This window comes from Methylotuvimicrobium buryatense (assembly GCF_005931095.1).
GTDB lineage: Bacteria > Pseudomonadota > Gammaproteobacteria > Methylococcales > Methylomonadaceae > Methylotuvimicrobium > Methylotuvimicrobium buryatense.
This window is the reverse complement of record NZ_CP035467.1, coordinates 3369052-3386023: the sequence shown is the minus strand read 5'-3', so window position 1 is coordinate 3386023 and position 16972 is coordinate 3369052. Positions and strand designations below refer to the sequence as shown.

Genomic DNA, 16972 nt, shown 5'->3' with positions numbered 1-16972 from the left:
TCCTGGAACTATGAGCCTTGTTGAGGGTTCGGTCACTCGCTTGGCAGGACGCCGTGAATACGTCCGTGTAGGCTTGACGGCGGCTTTCCCTGCCGCCGACACCTGCCAATCGAGCAACCGAACCCTCCTTAAAATAGGGAAGTTATTTACGGCCAAATCCTTAAAGCATGGAGGGGGCGAATCTATCAACATATTGAGGCAAGGCTAATAAAATTGTGTATTGACCGGCGGGGCTTCGACGAAGGGTATTTTAGATGGGTTTAGAGCCGTTTTCCGAAGCGGCAACCCGATGTTGCCGAGCCCGCGGTCGACGAGTCGCATGCCCATATCGGTAATCAGTTGTTTGAAACGTTGGCCTTCGTTGCCGAGTAGGGATTGCGACGAGCCGGAAACCGTATAGGTTTCTGCGCTGGTTCTGGCGTAAACCGTGCCGTCGGCCGGATCGACCAAGCGCATGAGAATTTGTAGCGCTGTTTGACCTTCGAAGATTCGGTAATGTCCGATGCCGATTTCGAGAACCGCATCAAAACCGGCCGATTCCTTTAGCGAGCGGTAGTCGATCGAGGATTGCGTTTGTTCGTACCACTGCGCAACCGATTTGCGCCAGTCGGCCGGGTCGCTACTGAACCGAGCTGTGGGGCTAGGTAGCCGGTAATAATGGCTACTCAATTGGGATTTGATATTGTTAAAGGTCAATTGCGTCACTAGGTTTTCAGCCAAAGCCTGGCTCGGTAGCCAATAGTCTTGACCGAGGGGCGAGAGTGACGGGCGATGCGCGTCTTGTTCTATGTCGGGGGCGAACTCGGTAACGACATCTTCGTTGCTGATTAATCCCGAGACTAGCAGCTTGCCCGGATTGAGATAGATCTTTTTGGTCAAGGGTGTTGCGATCTCCATGTTCCGAAAGTGACGCTGCACCGGTAGGCGGTTGTCGATGGGATCGGGAATGACTTCGAGCGGCGGCGTTTCGATTGGGACGACGAGGATCTGGCGTAATTGTGCGGTTTTGTATGCAGGCGCCTTGATCGGCGGCGCTTGGCAACCCGATAATACTAAGGGAAGGAGTAATATGAATATACCGGTCATGATACTGCCGATTCGATTGCGCCGCGGTTTGCCGAAACGAGTAAGGAGCGCGCGGTAATCGAAGTCATGGCTATTGTTTGTGTTGGGGCTTAGCGCCGTGTTCAAAATTGATTTTGACATCGGTGATTTCCTGTCTTGAATTATTCGGTTGCTATAAATATCGGTGCCGGTGAATGATTTCGGTATGGGGAGAACAGTTGATCGCGTCGACTGGGGTATTCCGGCATGACTTGATGGATATGGAAGCAATTACTAGGCCAAATTTCAGGCTATTGAATAATAAGGTATTTTTTGTGGTGTGTTAGTGATTGTTGTCATAATGACACTTGTCGATGGAGTGAGGTTTGACGTATACCAAAAAGATTTACTGAACAGTCTTGCATAGGCTGTAGATGATCGTTGTAGAATAGGGATGTGTCGTATTGACTCGAAACGAGTCTAAATAACACGGTATTTTATCGGATCAGCCTGGGATTATTGAAATGGATAATGCTATACGTGAAGTAGTGCTCACCTTGACCGCTAATTTGTCGATGAATGAGCGTTATACCGAATTTTTGAACGTGTTTGCCAGAATTACCGGTAATCATGCGTGCGCCCTGTTGCGTTATCAAGACGGGCTATTGATCCCTGTCGCGACACGCGGCTTGGTACCCAAGGTCCTCGATATGCAGTTTCAACCGGAGCTTCATCCGCGCTTATCGGTCATCATGCAATCACGGGCCCCGGTTAGGTTCCCGGTCAACGACCCGAGGCCCGATCCTTATGATGGTCTGCTAAGTAACGATGCCAATGGGACGATTGGGGTTCATGCCTGTGTCGGTTGCGCCTTATATAATGAAAACACTCTATTTGGAGTGCTGTCCGCGGATTCGTTGGAGGCCGGTGCCTTCGATCATATCGAAGACAGCGTGTTTCGTATTTTTGCGGCCTTGGCGACGGTGTCGCTGCGATATGAATCGTATATCAATCGCTTGGAACAGTTGGCGAAGCACCGTGAATTGGTCGCTAGCGAGCTGGTCAATGAGAGCTTACAGCGCAGTAATCAAACCTTGGGTGAAAGCCCGGCAATGCGGAAATTGAGCGGCGAGATCGATATCGTCGCCGGTTCCGATTTGACCGTTCTGCTGCTAGGCGAAACGGGGGTCGGTAAGGAAGTCATCGCGCGTATCATTCATGCCCGTTCGCCGCGAGCCGATCAGCCCTTGGTTTATGTCAATTGCGCGGCTTTGCCTGAAGCCTTGGCCGAAAGCGAATTATTCGGCCATGTGAAGGGGGCCTTCAGCGGCGCGAATAATGACCGCGCAGGTAAATTCGAATTAGCTAATGGCGGCACGCTGTTTTTGGACGAAGTCGGCGAATTGCCGTTGACGATACAGGCGAAATTGTTGCGCGCGGTGCAATTCGGCGAAATCCAGCGCATCGGTTCCGACAAGAGTCATCGAGCCGATGTGCGGATCATTGCCGCCACGAACCGAATGTTGGCCGAGGAAGTCAAGGCAGGCCGTTTTCGCGCCGATTTGTATCACAGACTGAGCGTCTATCCACTGCATGTCGCCCCGCTGCGTGAACGTATCGTCGATATTGCTGTGCTGGCCCGGTATTTTCTTAATCAGGCCAGGGTACGTTTAGGTTTGGTTCGCGCAGGACTGGCCGCTGAAACAGTCGAAGTTCTACAAAGTTACCGTTGGCCGGGCAATGTTCGAGAATTGGAGCATGTGATCTTGCGAGCGGTGCTCAGGGCCTCGTCGATAAGGGGGCGTTCGGTGATACTTGAGCCTAACGATTTGGATCTCGCAGAGAAGCATGAGGCAACTATACAAGTCGAGACGGTCATGCCTGATGTCAAAAACGTTTCGTTGTCGCAGGCGGTCGATGATTTTCAACGGCAATTGATAAGGACTGCTTATCTCGAAGAGGGATCGAATTGGGCGAAAACGGCCCGTCGTCTTGGGGTCGATCGAGGCAACTTGCATCGCTTGGCCAAGCGTTTGGAAATTAAATAGATTTCATTTTTACCGAGGAATTTATACAGATCGCACTTCAAATTTCGGCATTGACGCATGGAGGTGCCGGGGTGTTCGGTCGATTTTTGCTCCTGCAAAATCGACATTCACGCCATCCATGGCGCTCGCAAAGGCTTTGACAGCAGGGATGTTGTCGCAGAGCCTACATGGACGTATTCACGGCGTCCTTTGACGGACACTCCGGCGCCGAAATTTGACCAGCAAAGGGTATAAATGGGGATTTGCGGACGCTTGTCTCATGAAAACGGATATTGTCATTGGCAGCGGGCCATTGCTCATTTCGGTGCTAGGCTGTATTTGAAAGACTCGCCAAACTCGAGGCATTCGCTTCCCAGTTTTTACCGTCGAAAGGCTCAACTGTCATTTTAGTGATTGTGCCTTCGTCAAGACATCGAACATTAATGCTGTAGCCGTCCGGATTCGATCTCGGCACGTAAAAGGATTTGATTCCGCAGGTTTTGCAGAACCAATGTTTGGCGATACCGCTGCCGAAGGCATAGCATGCGAGATTGTTTCGATCCGTCAGTAGCCGGAACCGTGAGGCGGGAACGATCAGGTGTAGAAATCCGGATTTTGAACAGATTGAACAATTGCAATCGTGCGCCACAATTTCCGGCGGCGCTTCGATTTCGAATCGTACTTTGCCGCAGTGGCATCCGCCTCTATGAATGACCGACTCTATGATTTCGTGTGATTTCATCGACCCATACCTCGACAAAGCGAACCGGAAAATCTGAAAAACCAGGGATAAATGCTCCGTAGATCGAAAATTCAACCAAACCGCCGAGGAACCAATACAGCGCGATTTTTCCGTGAATCGGATAAAGAATGAATTGATTCAGATCCACGAGTAGTCCCGCCAGCAGCGCAAAGTAGAGCCCGTAAACGACGCCCTCCGATACCGAACCGGTTCGGTTGAAACGGCCGTAGCCGCAGCAATTCCCAGTTTGAGCATTTTCGCCGATCTTAGGGTGTGGGGTATGCCTGTCGAGGAACGCCGTAAACCCATCCATGGGGGCTTGGCGGCAGCTAAGCACCAAGGATGGTGTGAATGCAGATTTTGCAGGAGCAAAAATCTGCCCCTGCTGCCGACATCCTCGCCAAGCACACCCCACACCCTTTTTGATCCCCAAATTGGGAATTGCTGCCGTAGCCGTAGGCGAACAACAATGCCAAGGCCCAAGACTGGATCAGCGACAACACCACGAACCCGGGGCTTTCGGCGCGCCTCAACGGCGCAACCAAGGCGTTTTCCTCGGCCAGAACGACGTGGCAGATCAGGGCGATGATAGAAATTACGAAGGCCGCGCAAATCGTTTGTCCGAAGCGCATTGGCGGTACTCCTTGGGATTCTAAAAACGCGAACCGGTCAGTTTGACATCGGCTTCCGCCCAAACGTGTCGGAACTGAGTATCGATTTCATCGGCTTCCCGGTTTTTTTGCTGATCGCGTAAGCTTTGCGCCAGCCCGAACAATGACCAACCGTTTTGAGGATGATGCCGCAAATCCTCGCGATAAGCGAGTTCGGCCTCTTGCTGCCGGCCCGCTTCGAGTAAAATCGCCCCCAAAACCTGCCTCGGCGGCAAATACCAGTCCTTGGGTTCGGTATAATTGAGGCCGTCTTCGAGTTCAATTGCGTGCTTGAGATGGGCGGCGGCTTTGTCGTAGTCCTGGGTTTCGGCAGCCAGTTCGCCGCTCAGAATATCCGATCCGATTCGCAACAGCGATGCGACCGGATTTAAATCGAACACTTTCAATTCGGCAATAGCTGGATCGTTCGTGATTTTTTCAAGCTGAGCCAGTTCCTGACGGGCCGGTTCGGCTTGACCTGTTCTGAGTAAAGCCAATCCGCGCGCATAATGCCATATGCCTTTCGGATAAAGCAGGTCGGGAGCCGGGGCAGTTTCTTGCAGTATCGCCTCCCAATCACCGAACAAGGCTTGAGTGTAAAGCGGGATCAAGGAAAAATGTTGCAAGGTGCCGTCGAGTCCCGGCTCACGCAGCAATTCCGGTTTGACCTTGGCTGCGGTATCGGCGGCCGCCTGGGTTGCCAATGCCTTGCGTCCGGTTTTGATCGCGGCAGCCCATAAAAAATGATAATTGTGCGGGACATAGGCGAGGGTATAGATGCTTTCGGTATGGTTGTGACTCAGATAGCCGTGATCGGATTTAACAGCCTGCTGATTGGCCAAAATCGCATCGCGGTAGCGCCCGGTGCGGATATAGATATGCGCCGGCATATGTACCAAATGGCCGGAAGCCGGTACCAAGAACGGCAGGCGCTGAGCGCTCGGAAGCGCTTTTTCGGGGAACGGTGAGGCTTCGAGAGCGTGAATATACAGATGATTGGCGAGCGGATTATTGGCATCGATAGCCAGGGCCTGTTCTAAGGTCGATACGATTTCCGCTGTCCACGGTTTGGCCTCGCCTTGTTTGGTCCAGAAGTCCCATGGATGTAAATCCATCAAAGCTTCGGCAAATAGAGAGAGGATGACGGCGTCGTCAGGAAAGCGTTGAGCCACTTCGCGCATAGCCGCCGCATAGGCTTCATCGAGCGATACCCGGTCCGTCGGCGCCTCTTGTACATAACGTTTGGTTAAGGCCTGAATCAGGGCTTTTTCTTTGTCGGAGACCGAATCGGCGAGTGTCATCGCTTTTTGTGCCGAATCATAGGCTTGTGGGGCAGTGCTTGGGTCCATCGGCGTATTAATATTCGGTCCAAGTGCTATCGCTTCGCCCCAATAGCACATGGCGCAGTTCGGGTCCAAGCGATAGGCTTGACGGAATGAGCGTGCCGCTTCGGCATGGTTGAAACCGTAGGTTAGAATCAATCCTTGGTCGAAATAGCGTTGTGCCGCAGTCGATGATGTAATGATCGGATAGCGGTGGTCGCCCAAATCGTCGAACAACGGTACGGTGTCGACTTGCAGGTTATGGCAGCCATGGAGCAGCAGCGCTGAAAACAAGAGCTTTGTTAAATCATGCATACGTTTTTTCTTTAGTTTGTGTTGCGAAAATCGGGCGATGACGATTTGTGGAGTGTCATTGCTCATGAATCATTATGTTAGTTTCGTTGTTTATCATAACGTTTATCCTATAAAAAAAGCATTTCACCATGCAGATTATGAAGAATAAGAAGTTAATTCAATAACTTGTTATGCGTTTGTATGGAATTTTCGCTCACCAAAAAGGTTTGCGAGAATATTTAGATAATTTCTTCAAGTCCTTCACGAGCTTTATGTACTTTATGGTTAAACTGTCGAATTTAAGATAAATGGTTTTAAAAAAAGGTTTGTATATTAGCGTATATCGAATATAATGCCGCGTTCATTTGATGTGCGAATGTGGCGGAACTGGTAGACGCGCTGGATTTAGGTTCCAGTAGGGTAGCCTGTGAGAGTTCGAGTCTCTCCATTCGCACCAATTAAATTCTAAATACATACATTTCAAGTTAGCGTTCTCAACGTTAACTTTTCCAAGTCTTAAGCCTTTGTCAGGCGTCTTAATCCAATCGTATCAAAATAGCTGAGGTAAAAAATGCAGGTTTCTGTCGAAAAAACATCGGAATTAAGCAGAAAAATGACCGTGAGCGTGCCAGAAGAAATTGTTAAGGAGAAAATGGAAAATCGTTTTAAATCCTTGGCGCGTGAAGTCAAATTGGATGGTTTTCGGCCGGGAAAAGTACCTCAGCATGTCGTTAAAAAAATGTTCAAAGATAGAGTTCGAGAAGAAATCGCCGGTGATTTGATTCAGTCGACTTATTTTGAAGCTCTGCAAGAACAAAATTTAAGACCGGCAGGATACCCGCATATTCAACCTATCGATGAGTCGGAAGGTTTTCAATACACGGCGGAGTTCGAGGTGTATCCCGAGATCTCTTTACAAGGAATTGACGGTATCGAAGTGGTCCGGAAGGTTGCGTCTGTCGAGGAAGCCGATCTTGACGCCATGATCGAGCAAATCAAAAATCAAAACAAAACTTGGACCCCTGTAGAGCGTCCAGCTCAAACTAATGATCAAGTTTGGATTAGCTTTTCAGGTGTTTGCGAAGGCGAAAATTTTACCGATGGCAAAGTAGACGACTATCCTGTCGAGATAGGCGCCAACAAAATGATACCCGGATTCGAAGACAATCTGATTGGTTTGAGTGCGGGCGACGTCAAAACTTTTACCGTGACATTCCCCGAACAATACGGCAACGCCAAGTTGGCCGGAAAGCCCGCAGAATTTGAAGTTTCTGTAGCCAAGGTTGAAGAGTCTGTTGTTCCTGAAATAGACGCCGATTTTCTGAAAAATTACGGAGTTCTAGAAGGCGACCTGGCGACCTTCAAAAATGATGTCAAGGCGAACATGGAGCGGGAATTGAGACAATCGCTGCGTAATAATCTTAAGACTGCCGTAATGGATAGTTTGTATGCCAATATTTCGGTTTCATTACCGAAAACGCTTGTCGATCAGGAAGTCGAGGAAATAATCAAGCCTTACGCTGAAAACGCTAAAAAGCAAAACCGCAAGTTAGACGAATCTGAATTACCGAGGGATGTTTTTGAGGAGCAAGCGCGTCGAAGGGTTGCTTTAGGCTTGATTCTGAGCGAGGTTATTCAGGCCAACAATATTAAAGTCGATGAAGCGAAAGTGCGGTCGACGATTGAAGATATGGCGCAAAGTTACGAACGTTCTCAGGATGTTATTAATTGGTATTATTCCGATGAAAATCGTCTGAATGAAATACGACAATTGGTTTTGGAAGACCAAACAGTTGAGTGGATTGTCGAAAGAGCGAAAGTCACCGATGAAAAAGTCAGTTTCGATGCTATCATGGGCAAGAAGTAACAGATCTTAGGAATGCAAATGCACTATCGAAATGAGTTGAATAATAACATGCAGCCACAGGCGGCCGGCGGTTTGGTCCCTATCGTCATTGAACAGACAGCTCGGGGCGAACGTTCGTTCGATATTTATTCCCGATTGCTCAAAGAGCGCGTGATTTTTTTGGTAGGCCAAGTCGAAGATTACATGGCCAATCTAGTTGTTGCGCAGTTATTATTTCTCGAATCGGAAAATCCGGATAAAGATATTCATCTTTATATTAACTCTCCGGGCGGTTCGGTGACCGCGGGTATGTCGATATACGACACGATGCAGTTTATCAAGCCGGATGTCAGCACGATGTGCATTGGTCAAGCCGCCAGTATGGGGGCATTATTGTTAACCGGCGGTGCGAAAGGTAAACGCTTTTGTTTGCCTCACTCGCGAATGATGATTCATCAACCTTTAGGCGGTTTTCAAGGGCAGGCTTCCGATATCGATATTCATGCTCGTGAGATTCTGTCAATCAGGGAGAAGCTCAATAAAGTTTTGGCTTTACATACCGGGCAGCCCATCGAAAAGATTCAGTTGGATACCGATAGAGATAACTTCTTGAGTGCTCACGATGCGGTCGAATATGGGTTGATCGATAAGGTGTTGACCAGTCGTGTCGGCGAAACGATCAAATAACAATTTGCTAATGTTCGGGATATCCTTTTTACTGAATCGATTGATGCGAATACTTCAGTCTTGGGGTATGTGGGAGTCTATTTATGAGTAATGACAAAAGCGGTAAAGATGACGACAAGCTTCTTTATTGTTCTTTTTGCGGTAAAAGTCAGCATGAAGTCAGAAAACTGATTGCAGGCCCTTCGGTATACATTTGCGACGAATGCGTCGAGTTGTGTAACGATATCATTAGGGATGAATTGTTGGATGATTCTTCAGAAGGCGATGGTTCTCTTCCGAAACCGTTAGAAATTAAAACCGTGCTGGATGAATATGTCATCGGTCAGGAACGGGCTAAAAAAACTTTGGCTGTTGCGGTTTATAATCACTATAAGCGTTTACGCAGCAAATCCAGAAAAGATGAAGTTGAATTGGCGAAGAGTAACATTCTGCTAATCGGTCCGACCGGGTCCGGAAAGACACTGCTGGCTGAAACGTTGGCTAGATTGCTGGATGTTCCGTTCACGATTGCCGATGCGACCACATTAACCGAAGCCGGTTATGTCGGCGAAGATGTCGAAAACATCATTCAAAAAATTCTGCAGAAGTGCGATTACGATGTCGAAAAAGCGGAATCGGGTATCGTATATATTGATGAGATCGATAAGATTTCTCGAAAGGCCGATAATCCTTCGATCACTCGTGATGTTTCCGGTGAAGGTGTACAGCAAGCGTTATTGAAACTGATCGAAGGTACCGTAGCTTCAGTGCCTCCGCAAGGCGGTCGCAAGCATCCTCAGCAGGAGTTTTTGCAAGTCAATACTGCGAATATTCTTTTTATCGTAGGCGGAGCATTCGCAGGATTAGATCGCGTGATCAAGGCCCGTTCCGAGAAAGGCGGTATCGGTTTTTCCGCCGAGGTCAAGGCCAAAGATAACGACAAGAATGTCGGTGAAATCTTTGCCCAAGTCGAAGCGGAGGATTTGATCAAGTATGGTTTGATTCCCGAGTTTGTCGGTCGTCTGCCGGTAATTGCAACGCTTGAAGAATTGGATGAGGAAGCGTTAGTCAAGATCTTAACCGAACCGAAGAATGCGCTCATTAAGCAATATCAGCATTTATTTGAAATGGAAGGGGCGGAACTGGAATTTAGAGAAGATTCCCTACATGCCATCGCTCGCAAGTCTATGGAAAGAAAAACCGGTGCAAGAGGGTTGCGAACCATCGTTGAAAACGTTCTGTTGGATACAATGTATGAGCTGCCGTCAGCGGAAAATATCACAAAGGTTGTTGTGGATGAGGGCGTGATATCTGGCGAGTCCAAGCCGATTTTGGTTTATGAATCCGAGATAAAAAAAGCGGCTTCGGATTCCTGATCTCTCTTTTGCTAGTTAAACTTCGGTGCAGGACTTCTATTCATGCCATCCATGGCAATCAGTCGCCGCCGTCAAGCCTACAAGGACGTATTCACGGCGTCTTTTGACGGACCCCCGGCGCCGAAATTTGACCAGCAAAGGGTATAGCATATTTCTCAGAATAAGAAAGGGCTTTATATGTAACATATAAAGCCTTTTTTTTGCTTAATTGCGATGGTTATTCGCTCAGAACTTGCTATTTTAATAAGTGGCCTTATATTAGCTGTATAGAGAAATAATAAATGACCCATTTTGCGGAAGCTTATTGAAATGACAGTTATACATCAAACAAAAATGATCGTACCGGTTTTGCCGTTAAGAGATGTCGTGGTTTATCCGCACATGGTAATTCCATTATTTGTGGGAAGGGAAAAATCGATTGTCGCGCTCGATTCGGCAATGAAGGATAACAAGCAAGTGCTTTTAGTCGCACAAAAGGAAGCCGAAGTCGATGATCCGGATTTCACCGATTTATATCAGGTGGGGACATTGGCGAATATTCTCCAATTGCTTAAATTGCCTGACGGAACCGTAAAAGTGCTAGTGGAGGGAAGTCAGCGCTGCCAAGTGGATAAATACGAATTTTCCGGCGGTTATTTTTCGGCCTCGGTATCCGAGATTAATGACATTATTACGATGTCCGAGCAAGAGCAGGAAGTATTGCAGCGTACTGCAATGGGATCTTTCGATCAATATGTCAAGCTGAACAACAAGATCCCTCCCGAGGTGTTGAATGCGTTGGCCGGTATCGACGATCCGGGGCGTTTCGCCGATACTGTGGCGGCTCACATGACGCTGAAAGTTTCCGATAAACAAACGATCTTGGAATTGTCCGATATTCAGCAGCGTTTGGAAGCATTGATGACGCTGATGGAGGGCGAGGTAGATTTACTCGAAATGGAGAAAAGTATTCGCGGGCGCGTCAAGCAACAAATGGAGAAAAACCAAAGGGAGTACTATCTGAATGAGCAGATGAAGGCGATACAAAAGGAATTGGGCGAAATGGACGATGCGCCTTACGAAATAGAAGAGCTCGAAAAGAAAATCAATGCGGCAGGCATGACGGCGGAAGCGAAAGAGAAGGCGACCGCTGAGCTCAATAAGTTGAAAATGATGTCGCCTATGTCGGCCGAAGCGACTGTGGTGCGTAACTATATCGATTGGATGGTTAATGTGCCATGGAAAAAGAAAACCAAAGTCAGGCATGATTTAAAAATAGCGGAAGAGGTATTGGAAGCCGAGCATTACGGACTTGAAAAAGTTAAAGAAAGGATTCTTGAGTATTTGGCCGTGCAACAAAGAGTTAAACGCTTAAAGGGGCCTATCTTATGCCTAGTGGGCCCTCCAGGCGTCGGTAAGACTTCGTTGGGCGAATCGATTGCGCGCGCAACCAACCGCAAATATGTACGCATGGCCTTGGGCGGGGTCAGGGATGAGGCTGAAATTCGTGGGCACCGGCGTACTTATATCGGTTCCATGCCCGGCAAGATTCTGCAGAATTTGGCTAAGGTGAAGACGCGTAATCCCATGTTTCTGTTGGATGAAATCGACAAAATGGCTGCCGATTTTCGTGGCGATCCGGCATCGGCATTGTTAGAGGTTCTCGATCCCGAGCAAAATCACACTTTTTCGGATCATTATCTGGAAGTGGATTTCGATCTGTCCGATGTGATGTTTGTAGCGACGGCCAATACGATGAATATTCCGGCGGCGTTACTTGATCGCATGGAGGTTATTCGTCTCGCCGGCTACACTGAAGATGAAAAAATCAACATCGCGATGCGTTATTTGATTCCCAAGCAAATCAAAAATAACGGTTTGAAAGAGAAAGAAATCGATATTGCCGAATCGGCAGTTAGGGATATTATTCGTTACTATACACGAGAGGCCGGTGTCAGAAGCTTGGAGCGAGAGATTTCTAAAATTTGCCGTAAGGTTGTTAAGGATTTGTTGCTTCAACAAGAAGATGCTAGGGTATTAGTTGATTCGACTAACCTGGATAAATATTTGGGCGTTAGGCGTTTCAATTACGGATTGGCGGAAGAACATGATCAAATCGGCCAAGTGACCGGTTTGGCGTGGACCGAGGTTGGCGGAGAATTGCTGACGATTGAGACGGCTGTTATTCCGGGTAAAGGCAAGCAAACTGCAACAGGAAAGCTCGGCGATGTGATGAAAGAGTCTATCGAGGCGGCGATGACGGTGGTTCGAAGTCGTGCGGCTGTGCTAGATATCGATAATGAAGTTTTTCAAAAAAACGATATTCATATTCATGTCCCTGAAGGCGCGACTCCGAAGGACGGGCCCAGTGCCGGTATCGGCATGTGTACCGCGATTATTTCCGCGTTGACCAAAATACCTGTCAAGGCTAGTGTAGCAATGACGGGGGAGATCACATTAAGAGGTGAAGTGTTGCCTATCGGCGGCTTGAAAGAAAAGCTGCTGGCTGCTCATCGCGGAGGCATTACTACGGTGTTGATTCCGGCGGAAAATGAAAAAGATTTAGCCGAGATTCCGGCGAATATCAAGGAAAAGCTAGCGATTAAATGTGTACACTGGATCGATGAGGTCTTAGTCGAAGCGTTGCAGTACATGCCGGTTCCGGGCGGTAAGAAAAAGTCGGTTGAACATGCTAAAAAAACCGAAGCAGCCGCTAAAGCAAAAAAACAGAATGTAACTGCGCATTAATAAGCATTTATTTTGTTAAAGTGTGCTTGAAACCAGAAAATACTTGGTCTGTAGAGTTTAAAGCTTGACACTTTATGAGTCGTGTTGATATAAATGTTCGCTTTCTTATGCAGCGGGGGGCTACATAAGAAAATAAGCGCTTTGCTTATGCAATTAACTTTAATAATTTCCTAGGGGGAATAATGAACAAATCTGAACTTATTGATGCTATCGCGGATTCATCAGGATTAACGAAAGCGGATGCCGGTCGTGCCTTAGATGGTTTTTTAAGTGCGGTAACAACAGCTTTAAGCAAAGGCGATTCTTTAGCGTTGGTTGGTTTCGGTACGTTTTCTGTCAAGGAAAGAGCAGAGCGCAAAGGACGTAATCCGCAAACGGGTGAAGAAATTACCATTAGTGCTGCAAAAATTCCTACATTTAAAGCTGGCAAATCTTTAAAAGATGCTGTAAACTAGTGCTTCTTTAGTCGGGTGCTTAGCTCAGCTGGGAGAGCATCGCCCTTACAAGGCGAGGGTCGGGGGTTCGATCCCCTCAGCACCCACCACAGACTTAGGAGCGGTAGTTCAGTTGGTTAGAATACCGGCCTGTCACGCCGGGGGTCGCGGGTTCGAGCCCCGTCCGCTCCGCCAAATATAAAACCCCGGGCCGTTTCACGGTTCGGGGTTTTTTTTTGCTTTGATTGAAGGTAGCTATTACTCCGATCTGATCGAAAAAGCGGCTAATTTCTTGGAGGTGCTGGGTCATGGCGTTCAGACTGCCGCCAAGTTCCTATGAATGGGTTCGCCAGCTCCTAAATTCCAAACGTTTTAGTTGTGGGACCGAATTTCGATAATTTAGGTGCAGGATCCTCGAAAGTCACCCGCATCTTTAAAGAAGTTGAGCGATTTTTCAGTAGATACTTTACGCACTTCAAATTTCGGCAGTACCTGAAGAACATGCGCTCCCTCACCTAACGCTAACTGAGGGAGCATAGGGTCTAAACCCAGTACCTAAATTCAATAGTTCATTGGCTATAGTTAATTTAGGTGCTGGGCCTTTGACGGGGGTATCCGGTGCTGAATTTTGATCTACCATGTGTTTAAGGATTCGGTCGTATACCCATCGTAGATCAAGATTCGGCACCGGAGCGCTCGTCAAAGGACGCAGTAAATACATTCATGTAGGCTCTAGCCAGCTCCATGCTGGCAAAGCCTTTGCCGGACGCCCCGGCGCCTTCTCGGGCGCTGCCGAAATTTGAAGTGCGAAAGGTATAAATAAATTCCCTATTTTAGGGAGGGTTCGGTAACTCGATTGATAGGTGTCGGCGGCAGGGAAAGCCGCCGTCAAGCCTATAAGGACGTATTTACGGCATCCTGCCAAGCGAGTGACCGAACCCTCAACAAAGCTCATAGTTCCAGGACGTTATTAATCACCAAATCCTAAAAGGGGTCGAGTGGGAGTTTGGCGGTAGCCTAAAAATCAATGTACATGAGTGTTCATACAAATCAAGTTACTTTTATTTAAGGATTTAGCATATGCTGACAAAGATAAGAGAAAAAGCGCAGGGCGTGTTCTCGTGGGTCATTCTGATCGCAATCACAGTACCCTTTGCTTTATGGGGAATTCAAAACTATCTCGATGTTGGAAAAGAAACTCCGGTTGCATCGGTCGGCGATAGAGATTTTTTTCAACGCGATGTGTCTAAAGCCTATGCTCAATTCAGTCAAAGTTTGCAAGGTTTGGATATCGACGAGGAAACGCTTAAGCAGCAAGCGCTGCAAAAATTGATTCAAGATGAAGTGCTTTTGCAGCATGTGCAATCGCAAGGCCTGGTGATAACGGATAAAACGGCTAGAGATTTTATTCAATCTTTGGACTACTTTCAGGTTGACGGCAAGTTTGATAAAAACCAATACCAAGCATTGCTGGGTTCCCAGGGCATGTCTTCGATCGAATTTGTAGGCAGAATCAAGAATGCATTGATGATGGAGCAGTTTCAGCATGCGGTCGTTGATAGCAGTTTTGCCACGCCGTACGATGTTGAAAGTTTTTTTAAAATTCAAAATCAACTACGGGATATTGAATATCTGACGGTTTCGGTCAAACCGATTGACGAACAGCCCGGCGAAGAAGAAATTGAAGCTTTTTACCGGCAATATCAAGATAATTATCGTACTCCCGAGCAAGTTTCGGTCGATTATATCGAGTTATCGCTAAATGAGCTTGCCGATGCAGTCGAAGTTGTTGACGATAAATTGCGTGCCTTTTATGAAGAGCAAAAGGAAACTTTCAGCACTAAAGAGCGCCGAAAAATCAGCCATATACTCTTTGCAGTGACTAGCGAAACCGATGATGCAGCAGCGTTGGCAAAGGCTCAGGCAGCGAAACAGCAACTGCAAGCCGAGTCGTTTGCTAAAGTTGCCGAAGCCTTGTCCGATGATAAATTAACGGCAAAATCCGGCGGTGATTTAGGATTGTTCGAAGCCGGCGTGATGGAAAAAGCCTTTGAGGATGCGGCGAGCGCGCTGCAGTTGGGTGAGGTTTCCGAGCCTGTTAGGTCGGCTTTCGGTTATCACCTGATTAAAGTGACTGAACTGATTCCCGGAGAAACTAAGTCTTTCGAGGACGTTAAGGATGAAGTGAAGCAATCCTATCAAAAAACGGAAGCCGAAAATAAATATTATGAGCTCGGGCAAACACTGACGGAGTTCAGCTACGAGCATTCCGAAGATTTACTCGGAGTAGCGGACGCTTTAGGGTTGACGGTTAAAACGACAAAATTGTTTACCCGTGAACAAGGCGAAGGAATCGCCGCGGAACACTTGGTTCGTAATGCAGCATTTTCCGAAGATGTCTTGAAAGGCAATAACAGCGAGCCGCTCGAGCTGGAAGGCGATCGATTGGTCGTATTGCATGTCAAGGATCATCAGCCTGCTACTGTGCGCGAACTCGCTGAAGTAAGGGATGACGTCATCGAAGCGTTGTTGTTGTCGAAGTCTAGGCGGCAGACTGAAGAGCGCGTCTTCGATCTTAAAAACCGTGCAATGGCCGGCGAGAACTTAAAAAAATTAGCCGAAGAAGCAAGCGATGTTAGTCACAAATCGATAACAGGCTTGTCGCGCACCAGTACTGAAGTTCCTGTCGAGCTTTTGCAGGCTGTTTTTAAAGCAGCCAAACCTGTTGCCGATCAGCCGAATCTTTTTGTCGCGCCGTTGAGAAACGGCGATCAAGTGTTGGTGAGTCTGCAGAGTGTTACCGATGGCATGATGACTGAAGAAGACAAAAAACGAATGGAATTGGCAACCAAAAATATTGCTAATGCGTTAGGTCAGTCGTTATTTAGTGCGGTAATGGCTAGTTTGCAAGAAAAGGCCGACGTGACTATCCGGTCAAAATGATTGAAACCGGATATTGAGGCAGCGTTTTAGCAAAAGCGTTGCCTTATCGGATTTTAAAACGGCATAAAAAAAGGGAGCTTAAAGCTCCCTTTTTTGACTGCGTTATCCTTGGAAAGGATTAGGATGCAGCTAAACCGGCTATGTTATAGCCGGCGTCAACGTAGGTGATTTCTCCGGTGATTCCGGAAGCCAAGTCCGAGCATAAAAATGCCGCAGCGTTGCCGACTTCTTCAATGGTGACATTCTTTTTCAATGGCGAGGTATCAGCCGCTTTACTCAGCATCGCCTTAAAATTGTTGATGCCGGAAGCTGCCAGCGTTCTAATGGGGCCGGCTGAAACCGCATTGACACGGGTGCCTTCGGCGCCTAAGGCGACGGCCATATAACGTACATTGGCTTCCAGGCTGGCTTTGGCGACCCCCATGACATTATAATTCGGGATCGCGCGTTCCGCGCCTAGATAGCTTAGCGTCAACAAGGCGCCGTTGCGTCCTTTCATCATCGGCCGCCCTGCTTTAGCCAGTGCGGTAAAGCTGTAAGAGCTGATATCGTGAGCGATTTGGAAATTCTCTCGGGTCGTGGCTTCGACATAATCGCCGTCCAGCGCTTCTCTAGGCGCATAAGCCACCGAGTGCACGATGCAGTCCAGTCCATCCCAGTGCTTGCCTAGTTCCTTGAATACGCCTTCGATATGGTCGTCATTGCTGACATCGCATTCGACAGTAATATTGGAGCCGCACTCGGCGGCCATTTTGACGACACGTTCTTGCAATTTGTCGTTTTGGAACGTAAATGCCAGTTCGGCACCTTCACGGTGCATTGCCTTGGCAATACCCCAAGCGATTGAGCGGTTGCTGGCCAAGCCGACAATCAAGACACGTTTGCCTTGCATGAAACCCAT

13 protein-coding genes and 3 tRNA genes are annotated in these 16972 nt (G+C 47.9%); 10 read left to right on the top strand and 6 right to left on the bottom strand.

Annotated elements, in window-relative coordinates:
• Positions 1-204: 204 nt before the first annotated feature.
• Positions 205-1206: a hypothetical protein gene (locus tag EQU24_RS15150; RefSeq protein WP_017838693.1), complete on the bottom strand. Its 1002-nt coding sequence runs from the start codon at positions 1204-1206 to the stop codon at positions 205-207.
• A gap of 362 nt (positions 1207-1568) precedes the next feature.
• Between EQU24_RS15150 and norR the strand changes: the two genes are divergently transcribed.
• Complete coding sequence (gene norR / locus EQU24_RS15145; protein WP_017838694.1) at positions 1569-3092, top strand: nitric oxide reductase transcriptional regulator NorR; 1524 nt, start codon at positions 1569-1571, stop codon at positions 3090-3092.
• A gap of 307 nt (positions 3093-3399) precedes the next feature.
• Here norR and EQU24_RS15140 read toward each other — a convergent pair whose 3' ends face one another.
• From EQU24_RS15140 to EQU24_RS15130, 4 genes are read right to left on the bottom strand one after another with little or no spacing between them, the layout of a single operon-like run.
• Complete coding sequence (locus EQU24_RS15140) at positions 3400-3813, bottom strand: GFA family protein (protein WP_017838695.1); 414 nt, start codon at positions 3811-3813, stop codon at positions 3400-3402.
• Positions 3776-4126: a hypothetical protein gene (locus EQU24_RS22480; protein ID WP_017838696.1), complete on the bottom strand. Its 351-nt coding sequence runs from the start codon at positions 4124-4126 to the stop codon at positions 3776-3778. Before EQU24_RS22480 ends, EQU24_RS15140 begins: the two co-directional genes overlap by 38 nt.
• 16 nt (positions 4127-4142) lie before the next feature.
• Positions 4143-4445, bottom strand: coding sequence for a hypothetical protein (locus EQU24_RS22475; RefSeq protein WP_175421690.1), 303 nt, complete (start codon positions 4443-4445; stop codon positions 4143-4145).
• A 20-nt stretch (positions 4446-4465) separates the two neighbouring features.
• The gene (locus tag EQU24_RS15130) at positions 4466-6166 is read right to left on the bottom strand and encodes a tetratricopeptide repeat protein (protein WP_017838698.1); all 1701 of its coding nucleotides are present in this window, start codon (positions 6164-6166) and stop codon (positions 4466-4468) included.
• A 285-nt stretch (positions 6167-6451) separates the two neighbouring features.
• Here EQU24_RS15130 and EQU24_RS15125 point away from each other — a divergent pair.
• The 9 genes from EQU24_RS15125 to EQU24_RS15085 all read left to right on the top strand — a co-directional run bounded on the left by EQU24_RS15125 (position 6452) and on the right by EQU24_RS15085 (position 16071).
• Positions 6452-6536, top strand: a tRNA-Leu gene (locus tag EQU24_RS15125).
• Between the two features lie 114 nt (positions 6537-6650).
• Entirely contained in the window at positions 6651-7946 is a 1296-nt protein-coding gene (gene tig, locus EQU24_RS15120) for a trigger factor (protein WP_017838699.1), read from the top strand.
• A gap of 18 nt (positions 7947-7964) precedes the next feature.
• Positions 7965-8612 carry an ATP-dependent Clp endopeptidase proteolytic subunit ClpP gene (gene clpP, locus EQU24_RS15115; RefSeq protein WP_017838700.1) on the top strand — a complete coding sequence of 216 codons (648 nt, stop codon included), beginning with the start codon at positions 7965-7967 and terminating at the stop codon, positions 8610-8612.
• An 83-nt stretch (positions 8613-8695) separates the two neighbouring features.
• Complete coding sequence (gene clpX, locus EQU24_RS15110; protein WP_017838701.1) at positions 8696-9967, top strand: ATP-dependent Clp protease ATP-binding subunit ClpX; 1272 nt, start codon at positions 8696-8698, stop codon at positions 9965-9967.
• Positions 9968-10276: 309 nt separating this feature from the next.
• Positions 10277-12694 (top strand): endopeptidase La, encoded by a 2418-nt coding sequence (lon, locus tag EQU24_RS15105; protein ID WP_017838702.1) that lies wholly within the window; start codon positions 10277-10279, stop codon positions 12692-12694.
• Positions 12695-12876: 182 nt separating this feature from the next.
• A complete protein-coding gene (locus EQU24_RS15100) occupies positions 12877-13149 on the top strand; it encodes an HU family DNA-binding protein (RefSeq protein ID WP_014149474.1) in 273 nt (90 codons plus the stop codon).
• Positions 13150-13162: 13 nt separating this feature from the next.
• Positions 13163-13238 (top strand) — tRNA-Val (locus EQU24_RS15095).
• 8 nt (positions 13239-13246) lie between these two features.
• Positions 13247-13323 (top strand) — tRNA-Asp (locus EQU24_RS15090).
• Positions 13324-14208: 885 nt separating this feature from the next.
• On the top strand, positions 14209-16071 hold the full coding sequence (locus EQU24_RS15085; protein ID WP_017838703.1) for a SurA N-terminal domain-containing protein: 1863 nt from the start codon (positions 14209-14211) through the stop codon (positions 16069-16071).
• A 118-nt stretch (positions 16072-16189) separates the two neighbouring features.
• On the opposite strand, the gene EQU24_RS15080 is transcribed toward EQU24_RS15085, so the two are convergent.
• Positions 16190-16972: an enoyl-ACP reductase FabI gene (locus tag EQU24_RS15080; protein ID WP_014149471.1), complete on the bottom strand. Its 783-nt coding sequence runs from the start codon at positions 16970-16972 to the stop codon at positions 16190-16192.